At 44.0% G+C, this 13,055-nt stretch carries 8 protein-coding genes; 3 read left to right on the top strand and 5 right to left on the bottom strand.

Going from position 1 to position 13,055, the window contains the following annotated elements; genetic code table 11:
• The first annotated feature begins 7 nt into the window (after positions 1-7).
• Together LEP1GSC194_RS15305 and LEP1GSC194_RS23180 are read left to right on the top strand one after the other, a co-directional pair.
• The gene (locus LEP1GSC194_RS15305) at positions 8-586 is read left to right on the top strand and encodes an MXAN_6521/LA_1396 family lipoprotein (RefSeq protein ID WP_020774417.1); all 579 of its coding nucleotides are present in this window, start codon (positions 8-10) and stop codon (positions 584-586) included.
• 7 nt (positions 587-593) lie between these two features.
• Entirely contained in the window at positions 594-854 is a 261-nt protein-coding gene (locus tag LEP1GSC194_RS23180) for a hypothetical protein (RefSeq protein WP_081605109.1), read from the top strand.
• A 1,012-nt stretch (positions 855-1,866) separates the two neighbouring features.
• On the opposite strand, the gene LEP1GSC194_RS15295 is transcribed toward LEP1GSC194_RS23180, so the two are convergent.
• Genes LEP1GSC194_RS15295 through LEP1GSC194_RS15280 form a run of 4 tightly spaced genes read right to left on the bottom strand, consistent with a single transcriptional unit; the run spans position 1,867 to position 6,146 of the window.
• On the bottom strand, positions 1,867-2,853 hold the full coding sequence (locus LEP1GSC194_RS15295; protein WP_020774432.1) for an adenosine kinase: 987 nt from the start codon (positions 2,851-2,853) through the stop codon (positions 1,867-1,869).
• Positions 2,854-2,857: 4 nt separating this feature from the next.
• Positions 2,858-3,760 carry a 50S ribosomal protein L11 methyltransferase gene (locus LEP1GSC194_RS15290; RefSeq protein ID WP_020774419.1) on the bottom strand — a complete coding sequence of 301 codons (903 nt, stop codon included), beginning with the start codon at positions 3,758-3,760 and terminating at the stop codon, positions 2,858-2,860.
• A gap of 5 nt (positions 3,761-3,765) precedes the next feature.
• Entirely contained in the window at positions 3,766-4,527 is a 762-nt protein-coding gene (locus tag LEP1GSC194_RS15285; RefSeq protein ID WP_020774471.1) for a PrsW family glutamic-type intramembrane protease, read from the bottom strand.
• Positions 4,524-6,146, bottom strand: a complete 1,623-nt coding sequence (locus LEP1GSC194_RS15280; RefSeq protein ID WP_020774416.1) for a TonB C-terminal domain-containing protein — start codon at positions 6,144-6,146, stop codon at positions 4,524-4,526. The genes LEP1GSC194_RS15285 and LEP1GSC194_RS15280 overlap by 4 nt, the downstream gene beginning before the upstream one ends.
• A gap of 174 nt (positions 6,147-6,320) precedes the next feature.
• Between LEP1GSC194_RS15280 and LEP1GSC194_RS15275 the strand changes: the two genes are divergently transcribed.
• Positions 6,321-7,715, top strand: a complete 1,395-nt coding sequence (locus LEP1GSC194_RS15275) for a glycine--tRNA ligase (RefSeq protein WP_020774451.1) — start codon at positions 6,321-6,323, stop codon at positions 7,713-7,715.
• Positions 7,716-7,762: 47 nt separating this feature from the next.
• On the opposite strand, the gene LEP1GSC194_RS15270 is transcribed toward LEP1GSC194_RS15275, so the two are convergent.
• A complete protein-coding gene (locus tag LEP1GSC194_RS15270; RefSeq protein WP_020774437.1) occupies positions 7,763-13,051 on the bottom strand; it encodes a trifunctional serine/threonine-protein kinase/ATP-binding protein/SpoIIE family protein phosphatase in 5,289 nt (1,762 codons plus the stop codon).
• Between the last annotated feature and the right edge of the window lie 4 nt (positions 13,052-13,055).

The raw sequence follows: 13,055 nt of genomic DNA, 5'->3' as shown, positions 1-13,055 counted from the left end.
CATTAGAATGTTACGATATTCTTTACTACTCCTCTCTCTGATTTTCACAATTGCGAATTGTACGGTCAAATACGTAAAGGCGGGACCGGCTTGGGAAAAGGAACTGACCACGTTCAAACGATTGGCGGTATCCGTTCCGATCGAAAGCGAAGCCGGTAACTCGGAGAAAAAATTGGCCGCAAAAATCGCCGAAAACTACCTTTCTCATCATAAGGAATTTATCATATATCCGTTTCGCTCCGGAAACGCCCTATGCGGAGGCTCCGATAAAAAAGTTCAGGGAGTTTTTCAGTTAAAGATCCGTGAAAAAGAAACGATCGATAAGGTGGAACTAAGCGCCCTCGGAAAAGTGATTCATTGCGGGAAGGGTGAAACACTCTGGGAAGGTTTGGCGGAAAACTCTTATTCTAAAAACACGGAAGAGAATCAATCCCTCATCAACACTTACACTCAACTTTACGGAAAAGAAATTGCTCCGAAAGTAAATCCGTATTTTTTACTGCTTCAGAATCTTTTGGACAAATTGGACAGCCCTATCTTGACCGAAGAGGAAAAAGACGAAAAGATCGAAGTGGAAGCGAGATGACTACCACATCGCCGAAACTTGCAAATATTCTAATTTACTTAAGCTTAGGGAAGATTTTAAAAAAGGCATTACGATTTCCGAATTTATAAAAAATTGCGATCGAAAATCGCTGAAATATAAGGTTTTCGACTCGGCGAAAAATGATATCGTCTACGGCGTAGATATCGTTCCGGATTGTCCGGAATCCCCACGCCCTTATTGCGGTTTTAAATTTACGTTTCGAAACGAACGGTTGGTAAAAATCGAAGCAGGGTATCCTTGTCATTGAACAACCTTTCCACGAATCCTACTTTGACTTGAATTTGATATAAGAAAATTAGAATAATCTTTTCTAAAAGTATGAGTTCCCGCATTTTAGAAAGATTTAAAATGGAGCTAATCCATCATCGCTTTAAATGTCCCTTAACCGGATAGAGTGATCAAATCGCGTCATTTTCACAAAACTTAAAATAGAAAATACGCTCAAACGCAAATAGATAGGCGTATATGGAAAATAAACTTAACATTATCAATCGGCATCTCAAGTTAATGAAGGTTTCATTGATCCCGCCTTCCAAAAGTTTTTAGTTGCATATCGCTGCGGAAATAGACGCCTCGCCTTTCCCATTCTTCATTTCCACAAGCTCTAAGAAAAAACGAGTTATAAAACAGGCAAAACAACGGTGCGCCGAATTGGTTTCAGCAAGAAACCGGACTTGATAATTCCACCGTTTTACTTCCTTCCAATCGGCAAAAGTCGAATTATACGATCATCAATCACTGCCGTTGGAACAAAATGAGCGACGTGCTTCCCTCTTTGCTCTTCAAAAAATCATTTCATTCTTATGTTCTCGATAATTTTTTCGTAAACAACGTAGCGGCAATGCCGGTACTTTATAGAATGGAATCGGACCTTGCGTAAACAAACCGTTTGTCCACGACGCGATACGTAAAGAGCCATAACGTTACTCAAAGTTGAGAAGGATTTTGGAATAAGAAGAATCAAAGAGGCACGTTTCAAGGGACGAGCGGTTAGATTTTAGGAGTTAGGAACTTGCAACAATAAAATGCAAGTGTTTCAAAGCCGAGTGACCAGGGGGCTTAGAACTTTACATACAATAAAACGCAAGCGTTCCGACAAAAATGAAGCTTTTTACTTGCAAAAAGTATGATTTTCTGATATTAGAAAAAAACCTTCCGATCTTTCACAAAGGATTGTCGTAATTCCGACAGATTGATTTTCAGATCCAAGTCACTTGTGGGGTTTGTTATGATACAAAACGTCGTATCATAACAAACTCTTACTTTAAAATCTCGTCCTGACGTCCCATCAGTTTGATTCCGAGCCTCGGCCCGATCTCTTGAACGATTCGAGAAGCGACGTAGTTTCCCCAACCAGCGGACTTCTCCAAACTGAAACCGTGAGTGAGTCCGTAGAGAACTCCAGCCGCAAAACAATCCCCCGCTCCGGTCGTATCGATCGGTTTTACCGGAAACCCATCCACGTGAGAAACGTTTCCGTTCTCCGCAAAGAAAGCGCCGTTTGCGGAATCGGTCATAAACACAAGAGGGGAAAGTCCGGCGATAAACTTCAGAGCTTCCATTTTGTCCTCTTTTTGAGAAAGTGCTTTGGCCTCTTCCACGTTGCAGAAGACGATATCAAAAAATTCTTTTGTTAAACGAACAAAGTCTTCTCGGGAACGATTCACACAAAACGGATCGCTGTATGTGTAAGCAACTTTGACTCCGTTCTTTTTGGATTCTTCCATCGTCAAAAGAGAAGCTTCTTTGGTTCCCGGTCCGTCCCAGAGATAACCTTCGATGTACGAGATAGAGGAGGTTTTAAGCCTTTCCAAATCAATATCCGATTTTTGTAATGTGATTGAGATTCCCAAGTGAGTGAGCATCGTCCTTTCGGCGTCGGGAGTGGTGAGGACCACACAGGTTCCCGTATGACCCTGATCTTCGGGAGCCACTTCGAAAAGAATCCCGGCGTTCTCCATATCTTGTTTATAAAATTCTCCGTAAGTATCCTTGGATACTTTTCCGGTATAAGTTCCGGTTCCGCCCGAGTTTGCGAGTGCGATCATCGTATTGGCCGCGCTTCCTCCGGAACGAAGTTCTTTTTTGCGCCCTTCGAGAGCGGTCAAAACTTCGCCCTGTTTTTCCGCGTCGACCAAGGTCATGATTCCCTTTTCAAATCCCAAACGTTTGATCAATACGTCTTCCGTCGGGACTAAAATATCCACGAGTGCGTTGCCGACTCCGAATACGTCGTAGTGTTTCATCGATTTATCCTTTTCTTTTCCATTCGATCAATTCCCAGCCGGTATCCTCCCGAAAGAAAATACCTTCTCCCCCCACCGCGTTTTTCAGAAGTTCCAAAAACTCCTCCTTTCGTTCGGTGATGACTCCGCTGAATAAGAAATGATCGGTTTTAATAGATGCAATTTTTTGAATATTAGATTTTAATACCGCGAATGTGATGTTGGCGATCAAAAGATCCCATTCTTTTTTTTGAACCTTCTCGTGATCGAAACCGCCCTCTTCCACGACCAAAACCTCGGAGGAAATTTGATTTTCGTCCCGATTGAAGGAAGCCGATCTTACGCTGTTCGGGTCCACGTCCACCGCAAGGATCAAAGACGCTCCCGACTTTGCCGCGGCGATGCTCAAAATCCCGGAGCCGGTGCCGACGTCCGCCACTCTTTTTCCGGAAAGTTCAAGACTTCCCATTCTTCCCAAAACAAGACGGGTCGTCTCGTGATGTCCGGTTCCGAACGCGAGTCCCGGATTGACGAGCAAGGGAAGAATTCCTTCCGGTGTTGTGCCTAACGCGGTATCCTTTTCCCAAGTGGGAATCACCCGATAGGAGCCTACGATAAAAGGTTTATAAAATTCCTTATAAGCTTCTTCGTATTCTTTCGTTTCGATCCAACGGGATTCTAAGAAGAACGCTTCGCCCGCGTTGGCCTTGAGATAGATAAGAACCTTGGTTTCGTTCTCTTTGTCTTCTTCCGCGAGATAAACGCGGAACTTGGTATCGTCCGAAATGATTTCCTCGTGAGGAGCGCGCGCCACCTCTCGGTCAAACAGGATTTCGTAATATCCCACAACTCCCGCTTCGTCTAAAAAAGAGGTAAAATCCTCCGCGATCTCTTTCGGTAGGCTTAAAATGATTTCTCTGTATTTCAAATCGTCTATCCGGTCACATCCAGAATTTCCGCGTCGACCGGAGTGTCACTTAGCTTTTCATCCTTTAGGACGAAAGCCCGAAAGTCCTTTACGATCCAAACCCAGATTCCCACAAAAAGAGCCGTGGAAAGCCATCCGCCGAACCTCGACTGAGGAAGAACGAAAAAATTAAAAAGTCCGTGTTGAGAGACCGCGAGTAAAAACGCCAAAAACAAAACAAGAGGTCTGTCCTTCGTTTCCTTTCGATTGGATTTTATAAACGCTAAAGCAAAACATAAATTGATGAGAAAGTGCGCGTTCGAGGAACGGATCGTTCTTCCGACAAACATCGCGATTCGATCCTCTTCCTTTGCGGAGAAGATATAGTTTGCGTTTTCGATTCCGGCAAATCCGAGCGCGACAAATCCTCCGATGAGAACCATTTCCTTTTTAAACGTATAAGTCTTCCAATCAAACGCAAAAAGAAGTCCGCAAGAAAGGATCAAGATCCCTTTGCAAAATTCTTCCATCATCCCCGCTTGGATGAACGCGATATGCGCCGTTTGCGTGAGAATGTGTCCGCTGCGTTTGGGCGCCGCGATTTTTACGTCCGGCCAAAAGATCGGATGTAATTTCAAAACGATCTCCGTGGAAAGATAACCCAAAAAAAGAGCGAATAGTATGAGAAAAATTCTTTGTCTCGTATTCTTTCCCGGAAAGAGAAGAATCAAAAAAAATCCCCAAGGTAAGACGGAAAGAAACCCGAGTGACACAACGTCGAAACTCATAACTCCTCCATATAACGCCCGTCATACATCGTTACGAGATCTTTCTGAAGCGGAGTCGGCATCGCTTCCGGATCGATACTTCCGTTCCAAAAAAGTTCGGTCACTCGAACGTAACCTTTCGTTCCCGGCGGAGGCATGAGAGGAGAAAGACTTTCAATGAGTTCCAAGGTCATCTGATCCTGTTCGGGATATCCGGAGGATTCGACCAAATCCACGTCCACGATTTCTCCGTCCGGAGTCACCGTATACGCGACCACGGAAGAATAATTTCGCGGGGCTCGCCTCCAATATTCCATAAAAGATTCGGGGCCGCGCATTTTCGCGGAGATATAATTCGAATACGTGGAAGGTAATTTTTTTCCTCGAACCTGTTTGACTTCTCCCTTAATTCTTCCTTCTTCCGCGGGTTTATCGTCGGGGACTTTCTCTCCTTCTTTTTGAGTCGGAGTTTCCGTTCCCGATACGACTCCTCCGTTCAAACCTTCCACTTCGTTCGGAAGATTGGGATCGATAAAATAGAATTCCAAATTTTCCGGAGTAAAATGAGTTCTTGGTCTTTCCATTTCCTTTTGTTTGCTTTTTCTCTGAAGAGTTACCGGTATGATCAAGATCAAAGAAAGAAGAATAAAATGCAGAAGGATACTATATGATAAATTACTAATGAATGTGCTTCTCGGAGTGGAGTCGTCCGGTTCCGAACGAAAGGTTCGGGCGAGAAGAAACTTGGAAACGATATGAATTCCTACGATTCCGCCCAAGAACACCAGAATCGGAACGACGCTGGACGTGATCGCGAAAAATTTCTGATCGGCGATTCCGGGTTTGAGTCCCATCGACATGAGAAAACGAATTCCGTCCGCGGGTTCGAGCCGGGAAAAAAAAGAAGTAGCGAGGAAAAGCAAAAGAAGAAGGTATAAAAACAGGATCGAAAATCCTTTCCATAAATTTCCGAGATAGATATGCCCCCATCCCGGAAAGATCCAGTCTCTGAGTTTCGCGTACTTCTGTTTGTGTTGTCCCCATTCTCCTCGAAAACCGGAATGACGCGCAATCCTCGCCTGTTTTTCAAAAAGTTTCCAAGGTCTTCTGAACAGAAAGAATTGTTTTCCCCTGCTTAAAAGCGTGTCCCCTGCGATCAAAATGGAAAAGAAATACAGGAAGCTGTCTTCCAAGATCCCGAGTTGTCCGTATTCCAACCGATAGGCATCTTGAAAGACAAGTCTGGAAGTGAGATAACCCGCCGCGAGTAGAACGAGAATCTTGTAGTGAATCCTTTCTATCTTTTCTTCCGGAACAAAAACGTTAAAGCGAAGCGTCGACTTACGTTTCCTTTGATTTCTAAGATATAAGGAATGAGCTACGAGAATCAAAAGCCCTACAAGAACGTAAAATCCGATCAGCCATTCTCCCAAGTCCTTGACGAGCGCGCGAACGAAGGCTTCCACAACCGGAAATAGGATGGCGGAAACTTCCAAAGGATAAAGAATACTCCAACAAAAAATTTGAAAGAGCAAGGAACCGAAAGCGGAGGAACGAACCTCCCTTCCTTTGGGAAAAGCAAAGAGTACTCCGAGAGGGAAAAAAATTCCCAGGCCCAGAAAGGGGGAACTCCAGGACAAAAAATTAATTCCGAAGATGACTAGTTTCTTTTTCAGGCAAGGTCTCCTTGGACGTTGCAAAACGGATTTCTATCAACCATTGGACCCGAACAAGGAGCGTAGGCAAACAAGAAATCCTTCGAAGTGAAGAATTAAAATACTTTATTCCGAAGTCCCGAACGAAATTCTGGACGCATGGAAAAGAAAGAAAGCCTCGATTCCTCTTTGAAGGAAATTGTATCCGTCTGTAAACGCAGAGGGTTCGTTTATCCCGGCTCCGAAATTTACGGAGGACTTTCCAACACATTCGACTACGGTCCTTACGGCGTCGAACTTCTCCAAAATCTGAAACAACTCTGGTGGAAATTTTTTGTCCACCTCCGGGAAGACGTGGTCGGTCTCGACTCCTCCATTCTTCTCAACCCCAAAGTCTGGGAAGCCTCCGGTCACGTTTCCAACTTTACCGATCCTTTGATCGATTGTAAAAACTGTAAGACCCGAATCCGCGCGGACAAGTTCCTCGAAGATCAAAAGGGAGAAGGTTTTGCAACGGGTTTAACTCTCGAAAAGATGAACGAGGTCATCAAGGAAAGTAATTTCGCCTGCCCAAACTGCGGTCAAAGAGGAACCTTTACCGAGGCGCGGGACTTCAATCTCATGTTCAAAACCTCTCACGGCGCAAGCGCGGAAGATGCGTTGGACATTTATCTCAGACCCGAAACCGCTCAGGGAATCTTTTTAAACTTTAAGAATGTGGTCTCGACAACGAGAAGAAAAATTCCGTTCGGAATCGCTCAGATCGGTAAATCTTTCCGAAACGAAATCATGGCCCGTCAGTTCGTTTTCAGAACGAGGGAATTCGAACAGATGGAAATGGAATTCTTCTGCGAACCCGGAACTCAGAAGGAATGGTTCTCTCACTGGGTGGATTATTGTATGAGTTGGCTCACGGATCAAGTGGGAATCAAAAAAGAAAACCTGAGAATCAGAGAACACGAAAAGGAAGAATTGTCTTTTTACAGCGAAGGCACTTCGGATATCGAATTCAAATACAACTTCGGCTGGGGAGAACTCTGGGGCATCGCCTCCAGAACCGATTACGATCTGAACCAACATCAGAAATTTTCCGGCGAAGATCTGAAATACCAAGACCAGGTTCAAAATAAAAAATATATTCCTTTCGTCGTCGAACCTGCGTTAGGCGTAAACCGTCTTTTCCTCGCGGTTGTTGCCGACGCATACGAAGAAGAAAAACTTCCCGACGGCGAAACAAGAACCGTTCTTCGTTTTTCTCCTAAGATCGCTCCCGTAAAAGCGGCGGTTTTTCCTTTGATGAAAAAAGACGGCCTTCCTGAAAAGTCCAGAGAGATCTTTGCGGATCTTGCAAAACTCGGAAACATCGAGTATGACGACGGGGGAGCGATCGGCAAACGTTATCGCAGGCAGGACGAGATCGGAACCCCGTTTTGTATAACAGTAGATTATGATACTCTAAAGGACGATACCGTCACCGTTCGCGAAAGAGACAGCATGTCTCAGGAAAGAATTCCCGTGAGCCGACTAAAGGCCTGGCTCTTTGAGAGATTGTAAGTTTATCCGGAGACCGTTTACCGTGGAGTTTAAAACGATTTCGATCGTTAAAATATTTCCACCACGATAAGAGTGAGATCGTCCTGAATGGGAGCCCCTTGCAGGAAGAGATTCAAATCCTTTTGTATTTTGGAAACTTGATCTTCGGGACTTAAAAAGGAGGAAGCGTCGATCGAAGTCAACAATCGGGTTTCTCCGAATTCGTTTTTAGCCGCATTAAATTGTTCGTAAATTCCGTCTGTAAAAAGATAAATCCGGTCCCCCGATTTCAGTTTCACTTTTTCGGTATAATAAACGAAGTCCTTCTTAAGCCCTAAAATCGCTCCCGTTTTATGCAAGAGATCCGTTTGCCCTTCCCTCAAAAGAATCTGAGGAGGATGACCGGCGGACGAATATTCCATGGTATGATTTTTTACGTTTATATCCGCCACGACGCAGGTGATATACAACGTCTTAAATTTTTCGAGAATGACAACATTCAATTCTTTTAATAAAGAAGAGGGACTTTTTTCGCTCTTTTTCAAATGTTCGTATTCGCTTTTGATCGCCATCGTGATCAGGGCGGCCTGCACTCCGTGTCCGGTCGCATCCGCCACGAAAAATCTGTAAACTCCGGGACGAATCTCGAAAAGATCGTAAAAATCCCCGCCGACCTCGTCCATAGGTTGATAAGAAACCGAATATTGAATCCCCGGAAGAACGGGATGTTCCGGGAGAATACTACGTTGGATTTTTTTGGAATAAAGAAGGTCCTTTCGTATAATTTTCAAGGACTGCATCAATTCCTCGGTACGAAGTTCCACTTTTTTTTCCAATTCGGCGTTCAGGCTCGTGATGTCTTCGTATAGTTTAGCGTTTTCTAATGAAATTGCGGCCTGCGACGAAAGAATTTCCAGGATTTCCAGCCTATGTTCGTCGAACACGTCGTAGGTGAGACGGTTTTCCAGATAAAGAACGCTCAAAATTCTTCCCTGTTTTGTGATCGGCAGACAAAGCAGCGACTTCGGTTGTTTGGCTACGACGTAAGAGTTTAAGGAATGCGGAGACTCTTTGGACGATGTATTGTTCAAAAGTATTCGTTGTCCCGATCGATAACAATAATAAACGATTTCGACCGGCAACAACTCCGGTACGAAATCCAAAATCAAGGATCTGGGAAGAATATCCTCCTCCTCGATGTCCTGTCCCGTCTCCACGTATAACCCGCCCTTTCTGGGAAGGATCAAAAACCCGCGGGTCGCTCCCGCGTTTTCCATGATCGTTCGCATTAATTTTTTCAGAAGTTCGTCTTGTTCTATGATTTCGGAAATGGATTGGGAGGACTTTAAAACGCTTCTAAGATCCAAATTTTCGGCCGACTTTAGGATCGTATCCAAAAGGGCTTCCTCCCTCGTATGGAGAAAAATTCCTGTCTCCTCCTCGTGTTGTCTCATCTCCTGGATCCGATTCGCCTTGCCGGAGGCGCCCCAGGTTCGGTACTGTTTTTCCGCGATTTTCAAAAGATAATTCGCGTATTGTTTTCTTCCTCTTCTCAATTCCCATGCGCCCGAGTGTTCGTGAACGATCGCCTTTCTAAGCTTACTTTCGTTCTTTTGAAGGGAAGATAAGGCCAGTTCGTAAAAGGTATCCGCTTTTGCAAAATCATTTCGATATTCATTATATTCCGCTTTTAGAATACAATAATAGGATTTAAAATTATCGGGAAAGGTTTCCGACCAGGTTTTGAATAAGGAGATGGATCTTTTGATAAAAAATAAATCCGACCAATTTAATTTCCCTTTCGATTCGCCCAAACGGATCAAATGAAGGGATTTGTAAAATCTGTATTCCGAATATACGAAAATCGTTCTGGACCTTTCCAGATCGTTCGCAAATTTCGAAAAAATTTCCAAACCCTCCTCCCATTCCCCGCGAAGATACGTTTCCTTTCCCCTCAGGACCGCATACCAGGTATTAGCCGTTCCGTTGGCGTTCGGAATCAGGACTTCCCGCTCGAAAGTTTCCGTAGACATTTCCTTATCTTTATAAACCACGTTCTGCCCGGAAAGATTCCCCAGACTTCGGATTAAAAAATCCGAGCTGGCCGTGATTACGTAAACGGTTTCGTAACCCAGTCGTTCCGCCCGTTTTGCGTCCTTAATTAGAATTTCATGATATGATTCCGAATTATCGGATGAGTAAAGTTGATAAATCGAATGTGCGATCAGGGAAAACGCGGCCCAAAGATAATCTCCGTATTGAACGCACTTTTCATACGCGTCTTCCGCTAGTAAGGGCAGCTTGGCAAACGGATGTCTGTAAAAATCGAGGAGCATATTTTTTCCGAATAAGTATCTACCTCGAACGCGGTCCGCGTTGAAGATCTGAATGATATGTTCCCCGAGATCCCAATATCTAAGTGTCGTTTTAAAATTTCCTGTCGTCACAAAAAGAAGGGAACCGAATCCGGCGTAACCGAAAAAACTGACAGGGGAATTTCCTTCCTTGAGAGTGATGTTCATCAGCTTTAGGAATAAAAATACGAACAACTTACTGTCGGAATGTTTTCCGTAGTTCAACATATTCGTCAGAATGTTTATGGTTTCTATCTTATGAGGATCCTGATTTTTTTTCGCTTCCCGCAATTTTTCCGGACTTCTTCCTCTTTGATAGTAGATCATCTTTAAAAATTCCAGAATGAGAACCCAGGTTCCGGGTTTTTCCGGAAATTCGACGTTCAAGGAACCAAGCGCTTTTAGACCGATCCGATACGCTCCTTCCAAATCGTTCTTTGCGTTCATCACTTCCAATTGCATGAGATAAACGTCCGCAAGTTCGATCCGATCATTCAGTTTCGAAAGCAAAACTTGGACCGCATTCTCCGCTTCGAAAGTTTTGGAAAGAAAATAAGCGGACTCGGCAAAGGACTTATAAATTTGAACGCATTGATCCTTCTTTTCCTTCCAGGATTCTTCCGTGATCTTTTTTTTGAGAAGAGTGAAAAGGTTATAAGCGTTGTTAAACGCAGCGGAAAGTTTCGCCGAATTTCCGGCGAGGATAACGTAATGATTGAAGGTCTCGATCTCTTCCTTAGAGTTTAGGATTTTTTGGGACTTGATAAGGTGATTTGCGATCTCGGGGATTCGTTCCTGTTTGGGGGAAAGCCGATCCGATTCGATCAGAAGCCGGGCGAGATCCTTATGAATTTCGGCCATTTCCTTCGGCGCGATCGATTCCCAGATCACCTGGTTGATCTTATCGTGCGAAAAACGAAACGTGATTCCGTCAAAGATCCTATTCTTGTCCGGTACTTCCGTATTCTCTTTCTTTAATATTTGTAAAATCGGATAAAGACTTACCTGCGATTCCTGATAGATGATGATTCCCTGTTTTATACATTCCCGAATTCCGTTTTCAATGGTCTCCGGGTGATCTTGAAAGTATCGATACAGGATGCCCAGATCGAAAAGGTTTCCCACACAGGCCGCCACTTTTAGGAATTTTTGCGTATCTCCCGGAAGTCTCGTGATCTCTTCGGTGAGAAGATCCAAAACGTTTTCGGTCACGGTTTTTTTGATGATCCGATCCCAGTCGAGACTCCAAATTCCCGGACCCTTTTGATATCGTATAAAAGATTCCGTATATAAGGTATTGAAAAACTGATTGAGAAAAAAAGGATTTCCGTTCGTCTTTTGATATAAAATTTCGGTGAGTTTTTTCGTGTCCTCATCTTTCAGATCCAAACTGTCGGTCACGTAACTTCGGATCATCGTTTGATCGAGGGAATTCAAGGAGATTTCCTGGAGAAGAATTTCCGAATTTAATATTCTTTCCCGAAAAGAGTTTAGAAAATCGGAATGTTCTTCCTCGTTTCTGCAGATAAATACGAACAACATCCCTTCCCAGTCCGTCTGTCCGGATATGAATTCGATAAGCGCGAGCGACGCAGGATCGGCCCACTGAATATCGTCTAATATCAGTAAGGCGGGATTACGCCGATTGAAACAGACGGATAAAAACCTTAGAATTACGATGAATAGGAACTGATCGTCCTTTTGACTCTGATGTTCCGACAAAACGGGAGAGATTCCGATCAGATTGCCGATCTCCGGTATGAATTGGGCCAAAAGACGGACGTTGTCTCCGAGTTTTTCCCCGATCTCCCTCCGGAAGAATTGGATTTCGTACTCGGATTGGGTCAAAAGATGATTGGATAGTTCGACTAAGATCTGCCTGAGGGCGAAGTACGGAATTTCCTTTTTGTCTTCCTCGAACTTTCCTTTAAAACTTCGTAATGTGTTCAGTTCTTTGGAAAGAATCGCATCCTGGATCAAAGATGTTTTTCCGGTCCCCGATTTTCCCTTAATCAGGATGGCGGCCTTTACCCCGGAATAAACGGACGAAATCGCCTCCTCTATGATTTCCTTTTCCTTGTCTCTTCCGTATAATTTTTCGGAGATTCGGAACTTATCTTTTTTTTCGGTAAAGCCGGGAATGAACTCCAAAACGCTTCTTTGAGATCGGATAAAATCGTAGAGGGTCTTCAAGTCGTACAAAAGGGATTCGAGCGAAAAATATCTTTCCTCGGGCATCTTGGAAAGAAGTTTCATTACGAGATTCGAGATCGGAACCGGTATTTCTTTTCTTTTTTCGAATACCGGAATCGGAACTCGGGCGATATGGGAATGTATGATTTCCAACGGATCGTCGGATTCGAAAGGGGGTTTACCCGTCAAAAGCAGATAAAACAAGGCGCCCACGGAATAACCGTCGGAACGAAAGTCCACCAAACGATTGAGCCTTCCGGTTCGTTCCGGAGAGCAATAAGCGAGTAACGTAGGAGAGATCTGTAAAGGCGCCGGATTTCCTTTTTCTCCTATGAGCAAAGAAGAGGAACCGAGCCACGCGAGAACGGAGGTTTTCGTATCTGCGTTGTAAAAAAAGGAATTCGGACCGATCTGGTTGTGAAGAATCCCCTGCGAATGGAGACGAACCAGATTCTCCGTAATCAAAAGCGCAATTTGAAGAAACTCCTCCACGGATAAAGGACCGGCCTCGGAGATATGATCCGATAAAAGGGCGCTTTCCAGATTTTCATAGACGAGGCAGTATTTATCTTGAATTCTTAATATACGTTCGGGTTTTAGAATATGATCGTCAGAAACTAACTTTCCGATTTCATATTCGTTTAAAAAATAAAAAGAATCCTCCTCTTTCGTTTTTTCCTTTTGAATCCTAAGAATTTTTGTTTTAGATTCTCCCCTTAAAATCCCTCTGTAAACCGTCGAGACGTGATCTTCCAAAAGGGTTTCCTTCGTGTGAAAGGAAGTCGGGCTGGAATTCGTTCGAATCGACATCTGC

It is taken from the genome of Leptospira alstonii serovar Sichuan str. 79601, from assembly GCF_000347175.1.
Classification (GTDB): Bacteria; Spirochaetota; Leptospiria; order Leptospirales; family Leptospiraceae; genus Leptospira; species Leptospira alstonii.
The sequence above is the reverse complement of the archived record's forward strand: the minus strand, read 5'-3'. Positions and strand labels throughout refer to the sequence as shown.